15 protein-coding genes are annotated in these 23,869 nt (G+C 49.2%); 6 read left to right on the plus strand and 9 right to left on the minus strand.

Annotation, left to right across the window (positions count from 1 at the left end; translation table 11 throughout):
- Positions 1-28: 28 nt before the first annotated feature.
- Positions 29-958 (plus strand): helix-turn-helix domain-containing protein, encoded by a 930-nt coding sequence (locus tag JYB87_RS13865; protein WP_207354062.1) that lies wholly within the window; start codon positions 29-31, stop codon positions 956-958.
- 66 nt (positions 959-1,024) lie between these two features.
- On the opposite strand, the gene JYB87_RS13870 is transcribed toward JYB87_RS13865, so the two are convergent.
- Complete coding sequence (locus JYB87_RS13870; RefSeq protein ID WP_207354063.1) at positions 1,025-1,681, minus strand: VOC family protein; 657 nt, start codon at positions 1,679-1,681, stop codon at positions 1,025-1,027.
- A gap of 212 nt (positions 1,682-1,893) precedes the next feature.
- Here JYB87_RS13870 and JYB87_RS13875 point away from each other — a divergent pair, with 212 nt between their 5' ends.
- Positions 1,894-2,961: a GGDEF domain-containing protein gene (locus JYB87_RS13875; protein WP_207354064.1), complete on the plus strand. Its 1,068-nt coding sequence runs from the start codon at positions 1,894-1,896 to the stop codon at positions 2,959-2,961.
- A 15-nt stretch (positions 2,962-2,976) separates the two neighbouring features.
- On the opposite strand, the gene JYB87_RS13880 is transcribed toward JYB87_RS13875, so the two are convergent.
- From JYB87_RS13880 to JYB87_RS13900, 5 genes are all read right to left on the minus strand, one after another.
- Positions 2,977-4,260 (minus strand): HD-GYP domain-containing protein, encoded by a 1,284-nt coding sequence (locus JYB87_RS13880; RefSeq protein ID WP_228729874.1) that lies wholly within the window; start codon positions 4,258-4,260, stop codon positions 2,977-2,979.
- 161 nt (positions 4,261-4,421) lie between these two features.
- Positions 4,422-7,325, minus strand: coding sequence for a glycoside hydrolase family 2 protein (locus JYB87_RS13885; protein WP_207354066.1), 2,904 nt, complete (start codon positions 7,323-7,325; stop codon positions 4,422-4,424).
- A 234-nt stretch (positions 7,326-7,559) separates the two neighbouring features.
- On the minus strand, positions 7,560-9,857 hold the full coding sequence (locus JYB87_RS13890; RefSeq protein WP_207354067.1) for a DPP IV N-terminal domain-containing protein: 2,298 nt from the start codon (positions 9,855-9,857) through the stop codon (positions 7,560-7,562).
- Positions 9,858-10,024: 167 nt separating this feature from the next.
- Positions 10,025-10,483 (minus strand): YaiI/YqxD family protein, encoded by a 459-nt coding sequence (locus JYB87_RS13895; RefSeq protein WP_207354068.1) that lies wholly within the window; start codon positions 10,481-10,483, stop codon positions 10,025-10,027.
- Between the two features lie 10 nt (positions 10,484-10,493).
- On the minus strand, positions 10,494-10,859 hold the full coding sequence (locus JYB87_RS13900; protein ID WP_207354069.1) for a hypothetical protein: 366 nt from the start codon (positions 10,857-10,859) through the stop codon (positions 10,494-10,496).
- Between the two features lie 251 nt (positions 10,860-11,110).
- On the opposite strand from JYB87_RS13900, the gene JYB87_RS13905 reads away from it, so the two are divergent.
- Complete coding sequence (locus JYB87_RS13905; protein ID WP_207354070.1) at positions 11,111-11,674, plus strand: cytochrome b; 564 nt, start codon at positions 11,111-11,113, stop codon at positions 11,672-11,674.
- A gap of 79 nt (positions 11,675-11,753) precedes the next feature.
- Here the strand turns inward: JYB87_RS13905 and JYB87_RS13910 are convergent, their stop codons facing one another.
- Both JYB87_RS13910 and JYB87_RS13915 read right to left on the minus strand, forming a co-directional pair.
- Positions 11,754-13,895: a TonB-dependent siderophore receptor gene (locus JYB87_RS13910; protein WP_207354071.1), complete on the minus strand. Its 2,142-nt coding sequence runs from the start codon at positions 13,893-13,895 to the stop codon at positions 11,754-11,756.
- Between the two features lie 438 nt (positions 13,896-14,333).
- Positions 14,334-15,497 carry a hypothetical protein gene (locus tag JYB87_RS13915; RefSeq protein WP_207354072.1) on the minus strand — a complete coding sequence of 388 codons (1,164 nt, stop codon included), beginning with the start codon at positions 15,495-15,497 and terminating at the stop codon, positions 14,334-14,336.
- A 253-nt stretch (positions 15,498-15,750) separates the two neighbouring features.
- Between JYB87_RS13915 and ettA the strand changes: the two genes are divergently transcribed.
- From ettA to JYB87_RS13930, 3 genes are all read left to right on the plus strand, one after another.
- Positions 15,751-17,418 (plus strand): energy-dependent translational throttle protein EttA, encoded by a 1,668-nt coding sequence (gene ettA, locus JYB87_RS13920; RefSeq protein ID WP_207354073.1) that lies wholly within the window; start codon positions 15,751-15,753, stop codon positions 17,416-17,418.
- Positions 17,419-17,712: 294 nt separating this feature from the next.
- Complete coding sequence (locus JYB87_RS13925) at positions 17,713-18,819, plus strand: efflux RND transporter periplasmic adaptor subunit (protein ID WP_207356713.1); 1,107 nt, start codon at positions 17,713-17,715, stop codon at positions 18,817-18,819.
- Complete coding sequence (locus tag JYB87_RS13930; protein WP_207354074.1) at positions 18,806-21,931, plus strand: multidrug efflux RND transporter permease subunit; 3,126 nt, start codon at positions 18,806-18,808, stop codon at positions 21,929-21,931. The genes JYB87_RS13925 and JYB87_RS13930 overlap by 14 nt, the downstream gene beginning before the upstream one ends.
- Before the next feature lie 419 nt (positions 21,932-22,350).
- Here the strand turns inward: JYB87_RS13930 and JYB87_RS13935 are convergent, their stop codons facing one another.
- A complete protein-coding gene (locus JYB87_RS13935) occupies positions 22,351-23,853 on the minus strand; it encodes a putative bifunctional diguanylate cyclase/phosphodiesterase (RefSeq protein ID WP_207354075.1) in 1,503 nt (500 codons plus the stop codon).
- Positions 23,854-23,869: the final 16 nt, after the last annotated feature.

Raw genomic sequence — 23,869 nt, forward strand, 5'->3', positions numbered from 1 at the left:
TACTAAAAACCTTGAAAAAGGAGTGAAGATGTCTATTGCAGAGTCACTGTTGCAACCGCTACACAAGGCCCACCGCGAAGTGCGACAACTGGTGGAAAACCGGACCTTGTATGAATCTCATGGGTTAGACTTAGCGATCTATGACACCTATGAAGAAGCCGAACGGGTACAGCTCGATGCGGATCAAGTGCTTTATTGCGCCATGCTCAGCGGTAAAAAAGTGCTGCATGGTGAATACGGCTACGACGCCGCTTTTTTGCCTAATGAATCCTTTGTGATGTCACCGGGTGATAAAGTATTTATCGACTTTCCAGAAGCGTCTGCAGCCATGCCTACTACCTGTCTGACACTGTCATTTAGTCCGGCACGAATCATCGAAGCGCGCGATAAATTGGCGCGACAACATGCAGATATTCAGCTCAACAGCTGGTGCAATATTTCCGACCATCACCTGCATATCACTCATTCTTCCGCTACTCAGCATCTGCTGCTGCGCATCGCCGAGGCCTTTATGATGGGCGATCATGACCGCGATTTGGTGCTAAATTTCGGTGCGGATGAACTGCTATCGCGCATGGCCAGACAGTACGGTCACCAAGCTTTGATGCAACTGGCTGAACAAGATCCTGAACAAAATGCGCTAACGGCGGTGCTGAGTTATATCGATAACAAACTGCATCACGCCATTGAGGTGGAAGATTTGTGTAAAGTGGCCTGTATGAGCCGCAGCAAACTTTACCAACAATTTGCCGCGTTAGCGGGCTGCAGCCCGATGGAATACATTCAGCAACAACGACTTCATCGCGCGAAACAGCTGTTAGAACAAGGGCAAAGCGTCACCCAAGCATTTTTAAGCGCTGGCTTTGTCAACGCCGCGCATTTCTCTCGCCGTTTTCAGCAACACTTTGGTGTGACGCCAAAACAATACGCCATCAACGCGGCACATAAACACATCTGATCCGGCTTGCAGTGGCGGGATTGCCACTGACCCTATTTTCTCTGAAATCCCACTGGTTTTAGCGGTTTACCAATTGATAACTAATGGCAATGCTGGCCGAAAATCTTGGCTGCGCCCCTGCAAACCGTCATCAAATATCAGTTCCATAAGCGGTGTTAATCCTGTGACTAGCGAGATGCAACTCTGTTGCTCCATGGCTTTGGCGGCAGTGGAGCGAACACAGCCCTCCACCATACTGATAATCACGCTAGTGAGCTGATTAAGCCCATGTGCATCTAACAGTTGCTGAGTTTGATAAGTGTCAGCGGCGTTAACCGCTTCGCCGTTCTTGTTAAACAGAAAAAACCACATAGGCTCTGTCAGTGGGTTATCGGCCGCCAGCATCAGCTGATAGCCATCTGGGAGATATTTCGGGCGGTAATCGACCAAGGCGATATTGCTATTCGGCAAGGAGGAATAACAGACCCCAAAGGGGCAGATTAAGCTGTTATGCGGATCAAACCGTTGCGGTAGACGAGTGACGAGATTGATATCAGCCTGCAACTGCATCTCATCCACCACATACAAGAGTTCAAGATAGATATTGCCGAAAAAGAAGCGCCGATTCGCTGTGCCCTGTCCTTGATGATCTCTTGGAGCGCACTCCTTTAGGCCAAAGGCGTCCAGTACGTCTGCTTCTGGAGCTCCGGGGCTACATAAAATAAAAAGATGATCGATATCCATAATGCTCCCTGCTGGTCGATGTTTATTTTTTATTCATCGCAATTAAGCGTAGGCAGTTTTATGATAAAAAATGCTAGATCGGCTAAAATTTGTCGCAATTTGCGTTCTGTGTACATTGAGCACCGCTTCAATGAAACCGAAAGTGGCTGTCAGCACCCAGAACAAGAGACGAGAAGTCTCACGATCATGATGAAGGAGCATCAGATTAATCAATGGCTTACAACCGAATAGATCCTGCATTGGCAGATGACATGGATCAGTATCGTCGCTCACTGCTGCGGATCATGCTGGCAGTGATGGCTGCTATCGCGCTGGGGCTGAGCTTAAGCAACTACTCCTCCGGCAAGGAACTCAGTTTTATTCTGGCGGAAACGGCTATCGGCATATACTGCTTAGTCTTCTTAATGCGGCTAAAACAGGTGAAATGTATTCGCTGTTGGATGCTGCCGCTGATCATCACAGTATTTAGCATTGTTGTGGTCGCTATTCATCAGCGCGCCTTAGCCGCTGACGGCTTTTATTGGCTGATGTTAATGCCGCCGATGAGCTTACTATTTACCGGCTTAACCTTTGGCGGTGTGCTTTCTGGCGTATTTGGCCTACTAGGGTTGGCAGTGCTAGGCAATAGTATGCGCCTCGCCGATCAATCTCTGGATGTGCCGCTCATCGTCAACGGCGCCATGTGTTATGTCATCATCTGGTCGACCTGCCATGTGTGCGAATATCGCCGCATTATGGCGCTAAAGAAACTGCGTAATATCGCCGCGCGCGACCCACTGACGGGTATTTATAACCGCTTACAGTTAGAAGATGCGTTTTCACAATTGCAGCTCCAACATGACCAGCATGGCGAATCATTCGCCATGCTGCTGTTAGATATCGATTACTTTAAGCGCTTAAATGACCAGTATGGCCACATTGCGGGTGACCAAGTGCTGCGCCAATTAGCCTTGATGCTCAGGCAAGCCTGCTTGACCCAGGATTGGTGTTTTCGTATGGGTGGTGAAGAGTTTTGTGTGTTACTGCCACAGTGCGATGCGAGCTCTGCAATCACGCACGCCGAAAATCTTCGGCAGAAAATCGCAAATCATGCAGTACCCTATCTGAATCACTCACTGCACTTTACAGTCAGTATAGGTATTGCCGTGTGGCCTGATGATGGCAACGACTTTGATGCTTTCTATCGACAAGCGGATGAACGCTTGTACCTCGCCAAACACCAGGGGCGCAACTGTACTGTGGGCACGGGCGACACCCAAATTCAAGAAACCGCCAGTTGAGCTAATAGGGCAAACTTAGGCGCATGACGTTTCAGGAATAAGCTGCGCTAAATAAGCGAGATTATGGCTGGCGAGCGAGCCTTTGGCGATTTGATAACATTCATCAAGTTGCTGCTGTACCAGTGCGACTAAGCCGCTATCGAGTTTACCTTGCTCGACATATGCTGTAATGATGTTGAGTACCTCATCAGGCGCCATCCCAATGCGATAAGGCCGGTCTTGCACCAGCGCTTGAAACACATCAGCCACCGCAATAATGCGCGCTTCAATACTGAAATCTTGCTCACTGGGGTGAAATGGATAGCCGGCGCTATTAACGCTTTCATGGTGATAAGCTGCCCAGCGGGCAATTTCCTGTAACCCGTCAATCTGGCGCAAAATCTCGTAGGTTTCATAGCTGTGGCGATTCATAACTGAACGCTCAATGCGGTTCAATGGCCCGGGTTTATCGAGAATATGATCAGGAATATGCAGTTTGCCGACATCATGTAACAGCGCTGCAATCTCAATTTTTTCACACTGCGCCGCAGATAAACCGTACTGACGCGCAAGAAATTTCGCCAGTTCCGCCACCTTTACCGAATGCTGCGCGGTAAATGGGCTTTTTTGATCGACGATATAGGAAATGATTAACGACAGCTGCTTAATCTGCGACAGCGCAAGCAGTTGCTGACTGCCCAATAACCCCATGTTCCAGCTGTAACGAGTGATATGCCGATCTTCCAATGAGATCCAAAATGACTCACATTGCGCCACCTGTTCAAATGCAGCGACGAGTTCGGGATCAAAATACTCCTCAGTGTACGCCGCAATCATTTTATAGATTTTGTGTTTCACCAGCAGAATATCGCGATGGTAGTGGGTTGCGGCAAAGACATCGATGCGATCAGCCAAGAAAATAAGATTGGCCATGCGCTTGTCGTAGTCACTGAGGGATTGATGCTGCAGCTGTGGCCACGGTGTGTGGTGATACAAGATAGGTACAGCAAACTTAGCCAGTGGCGCAAACCCTTGCAGCAAGTGATAACCGATATCGCAATGGATATGCGCATCTTGCCAATCAAAGTGATTCACCAAATTTTTATGAGTTTGCTCTGATGACACGCCACAGTCATGCAGTAATCCTAAATCAAACACGTACTGTAAATCGCTATCGCTCAGCCCTAATTCTCGGCCAATCTGGATGGCAATATAGCCTACCCGTTTCCCATGATTGGTATCATTGATGCCCACCAAGGATACTGCGGTTTCGATGGCCAAAATCATCTGCCGTAAATCGATGGTTAACGAACGCCCCATGTTCATCACCTCACTACCAGCTTACCAGCTCCTTTATCAATGATAGTCCCTAATTAATGTCATCAGTGGCAACGCCAAGCTACAGCAGCAGGTTTATGTAAAAAATGCCGCAAAGGCGGCATTTTTAATCAATCAAGATGAAAAGATTTCCATTACCCGGTTCAGTAAATATCGAGTTTGATGTTGCGTACGCCCCACTCGCGCATCGCCTCCCCCTGCGGTCCCATCTCATTGGCTGGATGGAATTTAGTGCCGATAGGGCTGATACGATGCAAAAAACTGATCGCCGCAGGATAATGTAGCGACAACGTATTGGCAGGTAGCGCCCCGTCATCAGGCTGCATCACCCGAGTAAACAGATCTTTTGTTGGTGTTGAGAAGCTGATCGAGCTGTTGTCACCGCTAAACGTGAGCCAGTAAATATCAGAGAAGTAGCCCTTAAACTCGGGGAATTGCCACTTTTCACCGGCAACACCTTCGTTATAATCATTCTCCCAAGTGGCAAATTTCACCCCTTCTAAACGGTTAGCCCATACACGATACGGCCCATCACCCAACCAGCGTTTATGTTGCATCGCAGCTTTAGGGTAATCAAACCCAACGCCGTGCAGCACATACTTGCCATCGAGTTGATAATCGAGATCCATCGACAGATAACCCGCCGCATGTACGGTCCAGATGAGCTTGCTGATCCCCGCGGGCGGATTCACCACGGTAATCACTAAATCACCGTTTTGAAGCGTGGTTTGCAGCTCAGTCGCTTTTTTAACCGCAGTGTTGGCATCAACGCGGGTTGAATCGTGCACCGGCCACGCACCTTTTCGGCTGTCAAACGCACTATCATCCGAACGCAGTAACAGCGGACCATTGCTCAGTGCTGCGGTTTGCCCCTGTTTTTGGTACGACAGCAACAAGCCTGTTTTAGCATCAAAACGGATCAGTTTATCGCTTACTTCCACCTGCAACAGCTGGGCGGTGTGCTGAGTAATCGTTGGCGCTTTAGCTTGGCCACTCGCCGCTACTTTAGCTCGCTGGCTAAAGTCATTCGCCGTTTGCGCGGCTATTGAAGCAGCGGATTGAATCGGCCAAGTATTGGTCCAAATCGACTGCTGCTTGGCATTAATAAACTCAACCTCTAATCGCCCTTGCTGCGCCCAATCAGCTGGTAAACCCAACTGAACCGCCGCCATCTGCTGAGGCTTAATCGCTGGTAATGCAACACGCTTGCTGGCGACTAACTTCGGCGCGCCAGCAAAAGCACTGACCGGTTGATACAAGCGCCACTCCATTTGGGCGCCGCTCAAATCGATAAAGTCATAGAGGTTTTTAATAGTCAGTAAGCCATTGAATTGCGGTGAAAGCGCTTTACCGTTGGCAAGATTAACCACCTTTATCGGTGCCCAAATATCTTTAATGGTGAAGTAGCTGCCTTCCAACTCATGATGCGGCCCCACAATGCCATCTGGCGCGTGGTTACCATCAGTGTCTATGCGGTTGTTATCATCAGTACGTACCAACCCTTCATCAGCTAACACCCACAGAAAACCACCAGCCCCAAACGGCGCATTGCTGATGTAGTTCCAGAAGTCACGCAAGCCTGCGCCGTGGCCACCATCATACAAGCCGTGTAAAAACTCGGTTGGCATCAGAATTTCATTCTGCTCGGTTTTCGCCAATAGCTCTGCATAGGTAGGATAGTGGTCAGTATCGATATGACGGAACAGCTCCCACGGATGGATCACCGGCCGTTGCTGAATATCATACTTGGCGTAATCGTCATTAACGTCATTATTCCAGCCGCCTTCGTTGCCGTTCGCCCACATCAAGATGCTGGGATGGATCTGATCACGTTGGACCAACTCACCCACTAAACGCTGTGCGGTTTCGGTATCCAACACAGGTTGCTGCCAAGTGGTCAGCTCATCAATCACATAGATACCCAGTCGATCGGCTGCTTCCAAAAAGTGCACATCCGGTGGGTAATGCGACATACGCACCGCATTCATATTCATGCTTTTGATCAGCTTGATATCATCAACACTGATCTGTTGCGTCAGGGTGCGGCCGGTTTCTGGACGGAAGCTGTGGCGGTTCACGCCTTTGAGGGTGATCCTAGTGCCGTTCAAATACAAGCCATCGTGAGGACGCACCTCAAAGGTTCTAAAACCAAAGGTTTTGTCGATACTGTGAAGAATGTTATTGCCTGCTTTTAGCTGTAAGCGCACTTGATACAAATTAGGCGTTTCAGCGGTCCACAATGCCGGGGCTGTAATTTGTGCACTTAAATGGGCTTTATTCTCGGTGACACTGGTTGAGCTAAACGGCTTGCCCACAGGGTTGCCCGCCATGTCGAGGATACGAGCTTCAACATAGGCGTTAGCAGGCAAATTAGCGCCTTCAAGATAGGCATCAAGAGTAAATTTGCCACTGGCTTTAGCATCTAAACTGACCCAATCAATATGCGCTTGCGGTAAAGCCTGCAAAAATACTTGGCGGAAAATCCCACCAAACACCCAGTAATCGGCTTGACGTTCAGCCGCTTCAATATGTTTATTGGCGGAGATTTTATCGACCACCACTTTCAACTCATTGCTCTGGTTAGCCTTTAAAAATGGGGTGATATCGTAGCTGAAACGATAAAAGCCCCCCTGGTGTTTGGCGCCCACCTGCTGGCCGTTCACAAACACTGTGGTATCGGTCATTACCCCATCAAATACGATTTTGATGGTTTTATTCTGCCAGTCAGCGGGAATGGTAAACTCGCGACGATAGATGCCCTGCTCGTCATGTTTATCCACCACATGGCCGTAATCGTAGCCGCCAAAACCTTGCAACTCCCAGTTGGATGGCACGGCAATTTTGCTCCATTTGCCGCAGTTGCGCCCTTTGCTGCAGTAAAAATCCCACTCAACGGCGTCGTCACTGCCTGTGCCACTCAACATTTGGATTTGGGTAGTGACGTTTGCTGCCGGCGGAGTCACTGTCAATCCTTGCTGATAAGCGCAAGCCATGAGCCAACTGCTCACAAACAGCATCAGTGCCAGTTTGATTCTACTGATGTTCATCATGATTCCTTGTATTAACGCGTGTCATGTTTCCGCTGGAAAAGCCTGTGCTATTGCATCGGAAACAACCTAGCCCACCAGTGGACTATGATGACCCAAACACCATTAGTAATACAATTAAACTTGGGTGGAATTGAGAGTACTGCGCGGATTTTAGTTGCTGAGCAGCACTACAGGGCACAAAAAAACGCCGCAAAAATGCGACGTTTTCATTAAGGAATTCAACAAATTACGTTAGTGCTGCGTATTCCAATTTGGCGTAGTAGCTTGCTGCAGATGTTTGATAAAAAACATAAATTGACGCCGCTGCACATAATCAATCGGCCCAGTCGAACGCCCCACGCTGTGCTCACCACCGGGCACCGCTAGCAAGTCAAAGTCTTTATCCGCATTGATTAACGCATCCACCAGCCGTAACGACGATGATGGGTCAACATTGCTGTCTTGCTCGCCGTAGATAATCAGCAACTCGCCCTGCAACTTGGCGGCATTCACAACGGATGATGCGCGCAGATAGCTATCATCCACTGGCCAGCCCATCCATTGTTCGTTCCAACTCATCTTGTCCATGCGGTTGTCGTAACAGCCGGCGTAAGCAACCCCGACTCGATAAAAATCAGCATGGAACAGCAGCGCACTCAAGGTACTTTGGCCCCCCGCCGAAGCACCGTAAATGCCCACACCGTTGTCAATGTTGTACCAAGGGTACTTTTTCGCCGCGGCTTGGTGCCACAAAATGCGATCGGGGAAACCTGAGTCACTAAGGTTTTTCCATGCCACATCGTGAAACGCTTTGGAGCGATTCTTGGTGCCCATGCCATCCATCTGCACCACGATAAAGCCAAGGTTGGCCAAGGCTTGCATGCCAATCACCTTGTCGCCGCCGGAGTGATAACCAAACGGCCAAAAATCTTTCGGTACAAAGCTATCGTGCGGGCCAGCGTAGATATTCTCGATGACCGGATAACGCTGGTTCGGGTCGAAGTTTTGTGGCTTAACGATTAAACCCCAAATATCGCTGTTGCCATCGCGGCCTTTGGCAACAAACACTTCTGGCGCTTTAAAGCCGGCGGCGCTCAGCAAATCAATATTCCCTTTGGCAACCGTGCGAACTACGCTGCCATCAGCCTTGTTGAGGGTCATGATATTGGGCAGATCGACGCGGGAATAGTTATCAACGAAAAACTGCTTATCGCTGGAGAAACTCAGATGATGATTGGCAGGCGCCTTGGTGAGTTCAGTGAAGCCCGAACCATCAAAGTTGATGCGATAATAATGGAGAAAATACGGGTCTTCGCCCTTATTCACGCCACTGGCTGCAAACCAGATTTGCCGTTGGCTATCATCCACATGCACAACACGGCGCACCGGCCATTCGCCTTGGGTGATCTTATGTTTGATCTTGCCTGTCGCTCCATCCATGAGATACAGCTGCGCCCAACCATCACGCTCCGACAACCAGATAATCTCTTTGCCTAACCCATTGACCTCGTGCGCATAACTGCCGCCCCATTGATCAATAAAGGTGTTGGTTTGCTCATCGACCACCGTACGCGGTTGAGCGTTTTTAACACTCACCTCAATCAACTTACTGCGTTGATGGCCGCGCTCGGTATAAATAAACGCAAAGCTTTGGCTATCAGCGCGCCAATGCACGTTTTCTAGCAAGTAACCATTGGCAAACGATGCGCGGTCAATCGGCCATTGCTGCCCGGTCTGTCTGTCAAACAGCACCGGCTGCTCCACATCGATTATATCGCCAGGCTTGGGATACAGCTGTTCGATGGTTTTAGGTTGCAATTGATCTTGCGGCGATGACTGTATACGGGTGACATAACGCGGGTAGCCCGGCACCACTTTGAGTGCTAACAGATACCGAGAATCTGGCGACCATTGCAGCGATTCAGCATCGTAAAAATGTCCCTCAGTGCCGTCTTGGCTTAACAGGATACGCTTGCCCTGCTTATCGAGCAGTTCCACATTATTATCGACAATATGTGCCTGCAGTTGCCCATTAGGCGATGGCCGCAATGGGTTGGCGGCGGGCACCCGCAGATCACGTACTTCACCATCGGCTATCGGGCGCGTATTACTCTCAATCGCGGCACATTGAGGCTCGCTAAGGCTGCAATGCCACGGTTCATAATGCAGATAAAAGCTAATGCCGTCAGTGTCATACCAAAAATTATCAAATGGCAGTTGCAGCGCGGTGATCGGCTCCGCCATCGCGAGTGATAACCCTTTTGCAATCAATGCTTGATCAAATGCGGCTTGCTGCTCGCCGCTGTCGGCATTTTCTTTGATAAAGGCAAAGCCTCCTGCCACGGTTTTGCGGTAGTAAAACTGGTGAGTATCTGGCACCCAAGAAGCCGGAAAAGCGATGTCGCGGGTCAGGCCCTGCCAGTTTTTACGTAAATCGATACTGGCTTGCAGTTGTTCAGCGGTTTGCGCTGATGCCTTGGCCGAAAAGAGTGCGCTCGCCATCAGTGTGGCAGCGCCACAAGTCAGCAGAAGTGAATGGGATAATTTCATTAATAATAAGCTGCAATTGTAGGTTAGCGGGACAAACAATAACGAGCATTGTTAGTGTGAGGCTACACCATTCCACAACTGCAAAATTTATACAAAAAATTAACCGTTTCGAAATATGACAACGCGGCTAAACGTCGCGCTGTCGTAGGTGATATCTGAACAATAAACTAGCAATTTTGCCGCGCATAACGCGCCAAAATGGTATCAAGTTTATTGGCAAAGGCTTGCCGATCCGCTTGGCTTAGCGCTGGTGGCCCGCCGGATTCAATCCCGCTGGCACGCAGGGTATCCATAAAGTCACGCATCGTCAGCCGCGACTTAATGTTGTCATCAGTGTATTGCTCACCTCGCGGGGTTAACGCCAAAGCGCCTTTGGCCAGCACATCGGCCGCAAGCGGAATATCACTGGTAATCACCAAGTCACCCGCTTGAGCGCGAGCCACAATCTCATTATCCGCGACATCAAAGCCCTTCATTACTTGCAGGGTACTGATAAATTTAGACTTTGGTACTCGAAGGGATTGATTAGCCACCAAGGTCACCTGTATTTGGCAACGCTCCGCGGCACGAAACAACACCTCTTTTATCACTACCGGACAAGCATCAGCATCCACCCAAATCTGCATAATTAACGTCCTACTCCGCCATTGGCGGCACGATACCCCACAGCGCCAACCCGGCCACCGCAGAAACTAACATCGCCATTTTACTGATGTTGTTGCCGTTATTGGGTGTAGTTAATGCCATTCGCACCCGCACCAGCATCACCACTATGGTAATAGCACTGAGATAACCTAACTCCACCAGATTTGCGAGAGACTTGCCGCGCATATCAATGGCCGACATCAACGCCCAAACGAAGAACGGCAGAAACAACTGCCCCCAATCCCAAACATATAATTGGGCACGACTTTGATAACGCCACCAAATCAGAAATCCGACAATGGCAGTGGGTAAACCAAAAAATGGGTACCAGACAAATAAAGCGTTGAGTTGATCCATGAACAGTAACAGCTGAATGAGTGTGGGGTTATTGTGACTGAATTAGCCCGTCAATCCTAGCGTTAGCACCATGATGCTGACTGACTATTGTTCGAAAATGGCACCCTGTGTGCCGCTATTGCAGCAAGGGCTAAATCTCAGCTCGCTGATATAATCGAAAAATTTAACCTGTAGCTTCAAAAAATTCAGCTATTCCACTTTAGTACAACTGGTTATCATAGCGGCAGTTTATTTATACAGGATGTAACTCCATGACAACTCAACGTTCTTATACCAGTATTGCCAAACTGCTGCACTGGACAATGGCTGCTGTAATTTTGGTCGCGATGGCGATTGGTGCTTATGCGGCGTTATTCATGAGCTATGGCATTGATGCCGCCCATGATGCTGCAAAAGGCGAAATGATTACTTTGCACAAAGAAATTGCCACCGTTAGCATCTTCTTGATTGTGCTGCGTATTCTTTGGCGTGCGACCCACCGTCCACCAGAATTAGTCGGTATGAGCCAATTTATGCAAAAAGCGGCGCACGGCGGCCATCACTTGCTGTATCTGCTGATGGTGTTGGTCCCTATTTCTGGTTGGGCATTTAGCTCTGCGGCAGGTTATCCAATTCCGGTCGCTGGCCTGTTCACCTTGCCACCTTTGGTTGATAAAAATGCGGAGTTGCAGGCGATTTTCGCTGAAATCCACGAAATTCTGACCTACGGCTTATTAGTGATTATTGCTGGCCACGTCTTCTTTGCGTTGAAACACTACTTCATCGACAAAGATAAAAGCCTGCAATCTATGCTGCCGGGCAAAATTAAAGACTAAGCTCGAGCCTCTCGGATTAACACAAGAACGCCAGCATCTGCTGGCGTTCTTTTTAGCTATTTTGCAATGCAGTGCACCATTAGAAGCTGTATTTCACGCTCAGTTTGTAGCTGCGTGGTTCACCCGGCATGGTCCAAATTGCTGAATATGAACTTGGATAATAGGTTTCATCAAACAGGTTGGTCACATTGAACTGCAGCGACAGCTGTTGATTCACTTCATAGTTGGCAAACAGGTTCACCAAGGTGTAATCCGGCAACACATAGTCAGGATCAATGGTTTCGCCCAAACGTTCGCCGACATATTTAACACTGCCGCCCACAGAGGTTTCGTGGCCAAACAGCGACGTATAGTGCTTCAATGTCAGGTTAGCACTGTGCTTAGGAATATTGATAAGACGGCTGCCACTTGGAATATTAACGCCCCAATCTGCGTTGATCACATCGTTTGCGGTGTGTGCATCAGTGTAAGCATATGACAACCATAATTGCGTCGCCTCGGTAACAAACGCCGATAGTTCGACTTCTACGCCATCACTTTCTGCTTTACCCAAGGCAGCCGAATAGCCTGAGTTCACTGGATCAGCCGTGAGCACATTGCTCTTTTCCGCTTTGAATAACGCGATTGAGCCGCTCACACGCTCAAACTCAAACTTGGTGCCAATTTCGTAGGATTTACTTTCTTCCGGCTCAAATGCAACACCTTGGTAATCAGCGCCAGTATTCGAGCGAAAGCCTTCCGCATAGCTGGTGTAAAAGGTGACCGCGTCTGACCATTGGTACACTAGGCCAGCGCGCGGGCTGAACACATTCTGCTCTTGCTTGCTAGTGGTCTGAGTATTGTGCTTATCAATCTGCTGCTCAAAACTATCAAAGCGGCCGCCCAACAGCATCTTCCAGCTATCACTCAGATCAACTTGGTCTTGCAGATAGATCCCATAGTTGTCTTGGGTTTCAGTCTGGTCATTGAGTAGCGCCATCTCAGGGGCAACTTGGCCATATTCTGGGGTGAACACATTGATGCTGTAACGGCTATCCCCCGCAGATGGGCGATAACGCAGCCAATATTTATCAAAGTCAAAATGATAGCCATCCACGCCAATAAGTATGTGGTGCTGCATATTGGCCAGCTCAACACTGCCAGAGAGCTCTAGTCGCCCAGAGAAATCCGTCGCGGAAAAATCGCGATAGCTGTGCTGACGGCTTAGGGTTTCACCATCGGTGAATAACAGCTGACGCCCACGAACCAATTCTGGATCGCTCGAAAAACCTTTCAGCGAGGTATCGCGATAGGCCAAGCCACCAAGCAGGCTCCAATCACCAAAATCGTGTTCGACAGACAGTTGATGCCCGAGCACCTTGATGTCGTTGGCACCATCGCTCTCTTCGCCGAGGAAGCGGGTGACAGGCAGTGCCGATGGATCACCATCAATCGCCACCACCCCGCGATCGAACGGCGCTTGCTGATCTACATATTCTAACTCATAACTTAGGCGTGTTTGCTCATTGACCAACCACAATAGCGATGGAGTTAATACAGTTTTGGTTGAATCGATTGGGGTACGGAAGCTGCCTTTATCTTCATAAGCCCCGTTAATTCTTGCAGCCACTGTGTCTGACAGCGCACCAGTAACATCGCCTTCCACGCGGTAGTTATCCCAGCGGCCAACCGATGCTTGCAGATAACCTTGGGTATCAAACTGCGGCTTTTTAGTGATGATATTGATGGTGCCACCGGGTTCTGAGCGACCATAGAGCGCAGAGCCTGGGCCTTTCATCACTTCTATGCTTTCAATGTTGGAGGTATCACGCGTGCCACCAAAACCGCGGCCAGCATTATAGCCATTGACCAAATAGCCCGACGGAACGTTTTCATCGCCAATAAAGCCACGCACCGCAAAGCTATCCCACACACCACCAAAATTGTTTTGGCGACTCACGGCGGCCGACATATCTAATGCATCCATAAAACTGGCGATACCAGCGTCGGATAACCGTTCAAGAGACAGCACTTCAACCGCTTGTGGCTGCGCATTTAGCGGCACATCACCACGAAATGGCTGACGCAGATGGCTGACTTCAATATGTTCAATGTTGTTATTTGCTGATGGGTCAGTTGAGGCATTGATTGCTGCAGTATTGGTTTCAGCAGCATTGGCAGAGATTGCAGCAGTAACCGCAATGGTTAACGCGGTAAGACGAAAAGCGCCGAGTACGGACATGGGCGAAACTCCAACATAAGCCTCAGCCAAGCATGTTCAACCCCACTCCTTCTTGAGCGACACAGCGGCGAGTGCTTATAAAATGTAAGCCTTTGGCACGAGTCTTTGCTCCCTGACATCGTCGCTCAACAAGCGATTACAAAAATCGGATTCAATGCTAATGATAACAGTTTTCATTTGCAATACTTGTCGTAATTAAAAGATGCAAACTTTTAGCAAGATAACAGTTTGCCGCTTTGCGTCGGCAATTTGCCTAGTAAGTAAGACTCTAAGCGAAAGACTGTGAACGAAAGAAGATGTTGGATATCTCGACGAGGGAAAATTGCCGCGTCAACCGCCCGCTGCGTCGGCCATGCCTGCATGATGAGCATACAAACAACCCGCGACTACTTAGGATGAGTGGCGGTTTTTTGATGAATCACAATTGCACGGTGCTTGTTACCAATTGACTAAACAAGGGTCAAAATCCGGCGCCTGAGTTTCGAGTAAAATCTGCTGTGTCGTCAGCCGCGTGCCTTCAAGCTCTCCGGCATTACGGATATTATCGAGCCAATCGTTGAAGCGCTTGCGATCAAAATACATCAACAGCTGCATCAATGACGCTTCCTGCTGAACTTTGTCAAATTCGGCCCTTTTTTCGGCCACTTGCGCCAACCCGGCTTCGGCATTAGTGAGTCGATACACCCGCTGCTGAAATGAAAGTCCAATGCTATTCACCAACATGGTTGATGGACTATTGGCCATCCTTTGCCCTGCTCGCAAACACATATCTAGGGCTGCGGCATTGGTTGCCTCTACCTTCATGCAGTAATGAGCCAAAGGTTGATAACCTTCAATGGTGGCAGAAGCTACCATTACCACGCCAATCATAGTTCGGGCGACATCTGCAGCCCCAGCCGTCACATAAGCTTGCTTAAACGCCGCAAGATGTTCACCCCAAGCATTAAAGTAGAGCGGCTCGCTGATCATATGTTCCATTGCTGCGAGTGCCTGCTGCTCTTGCTTGTTTTGCAACAAAAATGATGCCTTTTGCATCCAAAATGCCGCATCGTTTTCATGACCTTTCATCAAGCGCTCAACATCGGTCACACTGCAACTGTCAGTGAAGGTATTACAGTGCGATAACGCATCGAAGGCCACTAGTGCATTGTCGGGATACTGCTTGCTTAATGCTAATAACGATTGGGTTTTATCTAGGTCATTCGCGTTTTTTTGCAGATAAAAATAGGCTAACTGCTGCAGCGCGTCATCAGACTTTCCCATGTTATCGATGTAATTGTCGCGCTGGGCTTCAAATGCTGCCGCATCTTCATCTAGCGTGTGGTTGATTTTTGTTCCATCACAACTTGCCATCAGTTCAGATATACGAAGACGTTCTGCCTCAGCGGAGATAGGCGCGGAATCTATCTGGCGGGTTGAACTTTTGGCCGCAGTTTCAGCGGCAGTTTTCGACATTGCGATGGAGTCAGTGCTGTCATCCTGTAACAGCTCATTGGTTAACGCGCTATCCACTTCAGAGCGACTGCTCGCACTAGGCCACAAGCCATATCCCAATACGATCACTATCAGTAACAGTGCCGCGAGCAAGCCATACTTCTTCATGGTTTATCATCCTTAATCATTCGCTAACGCCATTCATAACAATTAGTTAGGATGATAGCAATTACATTGTGCAATATTTGAGCAGCGCTACAGAAACGAACCTGCGCAGTCGCTTAGCCGATTATGAAATCCGTAACACCTGATCCGATTAACCGAAATTACGCGTTTAGCGGGTGCATCTTCGACTATTGCATTGGCAGCCATTCACGCAATTTAGTAAACTTCGGCCAGCATCTAAAACATAGGAATGTTTATGGCCCAGTTTGTATACAGCATGCTGCGGGTGGGCAAAATCGTCCCGCCTAAAAAGCAAATTTTGAAAGATATTTCGCTGAGCTTTTTCCCCGGCGCCAAAATTGGCGTATTGGGTTTGAACGGCTCAGGTAAATCCACCCTTCTGCGCATCATGGCCGGTATCGATACCGAAATTGAAGGTGAAGCACGGCCAATGCCGGGGCTAAAAATCGGTTATCTGCCGCAAGAGCCGAAGTTAGATCCAGAGCAAACCGTCCGCGAAGCGATTGAAGAAGCGGTTGGCGAAGCCAAAAATGCACTGACACGCTTAGATGAAGTGTACGCCCTTTATGCTGAGCCAGATGCTGACTTCGATGCGCTTGCCGCTGAACAAGCCAAGCTGGAAGCGATTATTCAAACCACCGATGCTCACAACCTTGACCACATTTTGGAACGTGCCGCTGATGCGCTGCGTTTACCAGAATGGGACACCAAGATTGAAGTGCTGTCAGGGGGTGAACGTCGCCGAGTTGCCTTGTGTCGTCTGTTGCTGGAAAAGCCAGAGATGTTGCTGCTCGACGAACCTACCAACCACTTGGATGCTGAATCTGTGGCTTGGCTGGAAAACTTCCTCCAAGAATACGCCGGTACTGTGGTAGCGATTACCCACGACCGTTACTTCTTGGATAATGCCGCCGGCTGGATTCTGGAACTTGACCGTGGTGAAGGTATTCCATGGCAAGGTAACTACTCTTCATGGCTGGAGCAGAAAGACCAACGTCTGCAACAAGAAGCTGCCACCGAAAGTGCGCGCCAAAAAACCATTGCCAAAGAATTGGAATGGGTACGCCAAGGTGCCAAAGGCCGCCAGTCTAAAGGCAAAGCGCGGATGGCGCGTTTTGAAGAGTTGAACACCCAAGATTACCAACGCCGTAACGAAACCAACGAGCTGTTCATTCCGCCTGGTCCACGTTTGGGCGACAAGGTGATTGAAGTGCGCAACTTGACCAAGAGCTATGGCGATCGGGTACTGATCGACAACTTGAGCTTCTCTGTGCCGAAAGGCGCCATTGTTGGCATCATCGGCCCGAACGGTGCCGGTAAGTCAACCCTGTTCCGTATGATCAGCGGTTCAGAGCAACCTGACAGCGGCGAAGTGGAAGTCGGCGAAACCGTACAACTGGCATCGGTTGAACAGTTCCGTGACTCGATGAACGATAAAAATACTGTTTGGCAGGAGATCTCTGGCGGACAGGACATCATTCGTATCAACGGGTTAGAAATTCCAAGCCGCGCCTATGTCGGTCGCTTTAACTTCCGCGGTGGCGACCAACAAAAGATTATCGGCAGTTTATCGGGTGGTGAACGTAACCGTGTGCATCTGGCAAAACTGCTGCAAGCTGGCGGCAACGTGTTGCTGCTCGACGAACCGACCAACGACCTCGACGTTGAAACCCTACGCGCGCTCGAAGAAGCCTTGTTGGAATTCCCAGGTTGCGCCATGGTGATCTCGCACGACCGTTGGTTCCTCGACCGTATCTGTACCCATATTCTCGACTACCGTGACGAAGGTAAGGTTAACTTCTACGAAGGCAACTACACCGAATATTCGAATTGGATGAAAGAGCAGTTTGGTGCAGATGTAATTGAACCACATCGCCTGAAGTACAAAAGAATGTCGAAATAACCTCGGCAATTCGCCTAAAAAGGGAGCTTTCGCTCCCTTTTTTGCTGGTGAATGTTTCAATCTATGGCAAATCTTGACACTCCATAACATTTTTCGTGCAACGTTAGTTAACCAACAAAATCCAACTATATGATAATAAACATTTTTTATTAGTTAACACCTCAAATCCACTCGTCTGACACAGCAGATCATTTATTTACACTTTAATCCGTAATCTCACTTAGCTTTTACTGCGGCCTTCCTTAGAATACTCAGCATCGATCATCGGCAAGATCTTCCTGCATCCAAATTATGATGAAAAAACTCGTTATTGCGCTTGCGATTGCAGCCTTTGGCACTGCTGTCGCATATAGAATGCAAGCCGCAGATAAAGCCGAAACAGGCAAAGCTGCACATTCACAAACTATTCCCGTGGTGACGGCAACGGTTGGCCAACAAGCATTAGCGGCGGATCTTCGCCTGATTGGCAAACTCAGCGCCGAACATTCAGTGTTTATTGCGTCCCAAGTCACCGGCAAAATTGAAAAAGTGGCCGTGCGCTCCAATGAACAAGTGAGCGCTGGGCAAACCCTGATTGTGATTGATGATGCCAAAGCCAAGGCCGCGGTGATGGAAGCCGAAGCCTACCTTGCCGATGAAAGCCGTAAGCTGAAAGATTATGAAAAGCTGGCTCACAGCAATGCGATTACCCAAACCGAAATAGATGCTCAGCGCGCCAGTGTTAATATCGCCACGGCACGACTCGCTTCGGCAAAAGCTGAGCTGGAATATCACTACATCAAAGCCCCCTTTGCGGGTGTGATTGGCTTGGTCAGTTTTAGTCGCGGCAAAATGGTCAGCCAAGGCGAAGAACTGCTATCGCTCGATGATTTGAGTCTGTTAAGGCTTGACCTGCAAGTACCCGAGGCACACTTGTCCCAGCTGACGTTAGGCATGAAAGTGGCTGCAAACAGTGCCGCATGGCCAGCCGAAAACTTTGATGGCAAAGTCACCGCCATCGACCCACGTATTAACGAACAAACCCTCAATGTGCGTACCCGTGTTCAGTTTCAAAATTTAGCCAACAAGCTGCGCCCCGGCATGATGCTCAATACCCGCATCAGTTTTCCTGCGACCTATCTGCCAGTGGTACCGGTACAAGCGTTGGAATATTCGGGCACCAAACGCTTTGTCTACAAAGTGGATGACAAGCAGATTGCCCACCGCACTGAAGTGCAACTGGGGACTCGCGTGGATAACCAAGTGTTAATCACCGATGGCCTTAAACCGGGTGATGAAATCGTGGTGCAGGGGTTAGTGAATATTCGCGATGGCATGCAGGTAAAACCGCTCAAGCCAACAGCCGCCGTGCCAGAAGCTCGTCAAGCAGCCGCCAAGGAGAATAACGATGCTGCTGTCTGATGTTTCGGTTAAACGGCCGATCGTTGCCATCGTTTTAAGCTTGCTGTTGTGTGTGTTTGGCATAGTGTCGTTTAGTAAATTGTCGGTGCGCGAAATGCCCGATGTTGAAAACCCTGTGGTCAGTATTCGCACCTCTTACAGCGGTGCGTCTGCGGCGATTATGGAAAGCCAAGTCACTAAAAATATTGAAGATCAGCTTACCGGCATCAGCGGTATCGACCAGATTACTTCGGTGAGCCGTAACGGCTCGTCGCGGATTACGGTGAACTTTAAAATCGGCTGGAACATCATGGAAGGGGTAAGCGATGTGCGTGACGCGGTATCGCGCGCCCAACGTCGCTTGCCGGAAGAAGCAGACGATCCGATTGTTTACAAAGATAACGGCTCTGGGCGCCCCGCCATTTATATTCGCTTGCGCTCGAGTGAGCTGGATAGAACCCAACTAACCGATTACTCGCGTCGAGTACTGGAAGATAAATTCAACCTGATCAGTGGCGTTAGCTCGATCAACATCTCTGGCGGCTTAAACCAAGTGATGTATGTCAAGCTCAAGCCAGAAGCGATGGCCGGTCGCCAGATCACCGTCAGCGATATTATCACCGCACTGCGTAACGAAAACTTGGAGTCGCCCGGCGGCCAGATCCGTAACGACGCCACCACCATGACAGTGCGTACAGCGCGGCTGTATCTGCAACCCGATGACTTTGATTACATGCAAATCCGCACTGCCGATGACGGCACGCCGGTGTATCTCAAAGATGTCGCCGATGTTTACATTGGGGCTCAGAACGAGAACTCCACCTATCGCAGTAACGGCGTGTCGAACGTCAGTCTCGGAATTGTGGCGCAGTCAGATGCAAACCCTTTGGAAGTCGCCAAAGGCGTGCGCCAGCAAGTTGATGCAATGCAGAAGTTTTTGCCCAAAGGCACCAGCCTAGAAATCGACTATGACTCGACGGTATTTATCGATCAGGCAATTGATGAAGTGTACTCAACGCTCTACATCACTGGCGTGTTGGTGATTTTGGTGTTGTATGTATTTATCGGCCAAGCCCGCGCAACGCTGATCCCCGCGGTGACAGTACCGGTGTCGTTAATTTCAGCCTTTATGGCGGCGTACTTTCTTGGGTTTTCAATCAACTTACTGACCTTGATGGCGTTAATCCTCGCCATTGGTTTGGTGGTTGATGACGCCATTGTGGTGGTCGAGAACATCTTCCACCATATCGAGCGCGGCGAGCCGCCATTGTTGGCTGCCTACAAAGGCACCCGTGAAGTAGGCTTTGCAGTTATTGCAACCACCGCAGTGTTGGTGATGGTGTTCTTACCCATCTCCTTTATGGAAGGCATGGTTGGCTTGCTGTTTACTGAGTTCTCAGTGTTACTGGCAGTTTCGGTGGTGTTTTCCTCGATTGTCGCACTGACGCTCACGCCAGTGCTCGCCAGCAAACTGCTTAAAGCACATCAGCAACCAAGCGCGCTTAATCGGTTATTGGACTGCATTTTTAGTAGGCTTGAGAGCCACTATCGTCGCGGTGTTGCCTATTGTGTCAAACATAAATTTGCTGCGCCGATTGTGATTGTAGCGTGTATCGGCGGCAGCTATCTGTTAATGCAGCAAGTGCCAGCACAGTTGGCGCCAGCAGAAGATCGCGGCGTAGTGTATGCCTTCGTGCGCGGTGCTGAAGGCACCAGTTACAACCGAATGTCGGGCAATATGGATATTATTCAACAGCGACTGATGCCGATGCTGGGCAAAGGCGTGTTGAAGTCATTTAGCCTTGAAACCCCCGCCTTTGGCGGTGCCAGCGGCGACCAAATCGGTTTTGTCATCATGCGCTTGGAAAACTGGAAAGAGCGTGATGTTTCGGCGGGTGAAGCCTTGGGGATGATCTCTGAGGCGCTGAAAGATATTCCCGATGTGATGATCCGCCCGATGCTGCCCGGTTTTCGCGGTCGCTCCAGCGAGGCGGTACAGTTTGTGATTGGCGGCTCCGATTACCAAGAGTTGTATAAGTGGGCGCAACTACTACAAGCAGAAGCCAATGCCAGCGGCATTATCACAGGTGTCGACTTGAACTATGCCGAAACAACACCTGAACTGATGGTGCGCGTCGATAGGCAGCGCGCTGCCGAACTTGGTGTCAGCGTCGCGGATGTCTCTGACACCTTAGAAGTGATGCTTGGCGGTCGCCGTCAAACCACCTATGTCGAGCGCGGCGAAGAGTACGATGTCTACCTGCGTGGTGATGAGAACCACTTCAACAGCATGACCGATATGAGCAAAATCTACGTGCGTACTCGCTCTGGTCAACTGGTGACGCTTGATTCAGTGGCGCATGTACGCGAAGAAGCCTCGGCGCAGCGCTTATCCCATACCGATAAGAAAAAATCGATCACTCTAAGTGCCAACGTGACTGAAGGCCATACCCTCGGTGAAGCCTTGGATTATCTCGATAATCTGGTGGCGGAAAAGCTGCCAGGCGATATCAGCATCAGCTATTCAGGCGAATCCAAAGACTATAAAGAAAATCAAAACAGCATCTTTATTGTGTTTGGCTTGGCGTTGTTAGTGGCGTACTTAGTGTTAGCGGCGCAATTTGAGAGCTTTATCAACCCGCTGGTGGTGATGTTTACCGTCCCCATGGGGGTGTTTGGTGGCTTTCTCGGGCTGTGGTTTACTCAGCAAGGGATCAACATATACAGCCAGATCGGCATGATTATGTTGATTGGTATGGTGACCAAAAATGGCATTTTGATTGTTGAATTTGCCAACCAGTTGCGTGATCGCGGCTTAGCATTTGAGCAAGCCATTATTGATGCGTCGGCCCGACGGTTACGCCCGATTCTGATGACTGCCTTCACAACTCTAGTGGGTGCCGTACCGCTGATTTTCTCTAGTGGTGCTGGTGCAGAAAGCCGCATTTCAGTGGGCACAGTGGTGTTCTTCGGCATGGCGTTTGCCACCTTAATCACCCTGTTCGTTATCCCAGCGATGTACCGTTTACTCTCCTACAGCACTAAGTCGCCAGGCTGGGTAGAACAGCAGTTGAAAGATGCATTAGCCAATCAAGCAGCCGCTAACCCAGACACAAGCAAAGTTGCCGACTGACAGCAGTAGGTTTGTTTTGCGAACAGCTGACTGAAAAGCATAAAAAAAGGGATGCCCATTGGGCATCCCTTTCTTCACTCAGGGTAAAAACCGACCCGACAAAAGTCGGTGCGTTTGCGTGCTGAAACAGCGACGACAAACTAACGCAAATGGGGGCGCTAACTAGCTGTCATTCTGACACTTGAATTAACAGCGTCACCACCATTCACTGATATCCAGTCCACATCCTAGTGCCTCGACATCTTGGTTACGCATTATACGGATATGAGAACAGTTAGTATAGCCTTATTAAGAACAAAGCGAACCAAAATCAATTAATGCGCAAAAAGTTTGGCCGAAATCACTGTCCCATCAGGAGTGATTTCGGCCAAACTCGAGTATTTATTCAGTTTAAACGCTTTTTTCGAATTGAACGAAGATTAATGGGTAAGGTCTTGACCTTCCATTTTTGAGAACAGGTGGAAGTTAATACCGTGATATTCCAGCTCTGCAGCGCGCATTGGATTGGCATAGTACTGGCCTTGAATCACATCTGCACCCAGTTTACGCAACGCTTCGCGCTGTGCTTTGGTCTCAACCCCTTCCACGGTGACGCGAAAGCCGAGTTGATGTGCCAATTGAATACTGCTGCGCATGATATGCAGTGCACTCACGTCAGTAAGCAGATCTTGCAGGAACGCACGATCGATTTTAATTTCATCCACCGGCAAGTCTTTTAGATAAGCCAACGAAGAGTGACCGGTACCGAAGTCATCAATCGCAACCTCAATGCCCATTTCGCGTAACTGGCGCAACTTGGTGCGAGTATCTTGCATATCGGCCACAAGCGTACCTTCAGTCAGTTCCACCGCAAGCGCAGTGGCAGGAATATTATGCGCCTTCAGCTTGTCGGCAATAATTGCCACAATATCCTTTTCAAAGTCACTGCTGCTCAAGTTAACCGCGACACGGAGATCAATCCCTTGACGCTGCCAGCGGCTAATTTGTGCCATCGCGTTGTCCATCACCCAATCGCTTACCAGTCCTTGCATACCAGCGCATTCTGCCAACGGGATAAACTCAGCAGGCGATATAAAACCCAGTTCGGAGTGATCCCAACGGATCAGCGCTTCGACTTGCAGGCATTGACCCGTTTCTAGACTTTCTTTGGGTTGATACACCAAATACAGCTGATTTTTATTCAGCGCACGTGGCAAACTGTTGATGATTTTCATCTCACGCAAGTTAACGGTATCGTCACCGGTTTCGTAGATAGCGATCAGATGATGACTTTGTGCAGCTTTCTTGAGTGCCAAATCAACCCGACGCAGCATCAGTGAAATGTCGGCGTGATCTTTGGCCAATTGCAAACAGCCAATCTTAGTTTTCAGACCAATAGGAGCGTTATCAATCACATAAGGCTGTTGCACTAATTGCTGCATCTGCTGCAGCAATTCATAGCTCACTTCGTTTTCGTAAAAAAGTAGAAATTCATCACCGTCCATACGCGCCACAAATCGAGGCTGTGACTCCAGCTGTCTTAGTCGCAGAGCAAACGCCTGCAATACTTTATCGCCGGTATTAAAGCCAAACAGGTCATTAACAAAGCGAAATTTTTCGATGTTGAGCAGCACCAAAGAGCCTTTGGTAATTGGCATCAAGGGGGTTAGTGTTTTCTTTAACATGGCGCGGTTGGGCAAACCGGTCAGTGCATCGCGGCCAATACTGGAAGGAAGTTGCCGTAATAAGGCTTTGAAAGCAGTGTAAAGCGGCATCATGAGCTCGGGCACTTCAGCAAACTCTAACGGCTGGCGTTGATCCGCTTGCTCACGCACATTATTAGCTAACTTATTGATAAATCGCTTAAGATGGTTATAACGGCACGCTACTGCCGCCAACAGTAACAAAGCGACAACTAACAGCGTGCTTATTAGATAGATCATGGTTACCTCTAACGTC

Origin of the sequence: Shewanella avicenniae, from assembly GCF_017354945.1 — a bacterium.
Lineage (GTDB): Bacteria > Pseudomonadota > Gammaproteobacteria > Enterobacterales > Shewanellaceae > Shewanella > Shewanella avicenniae.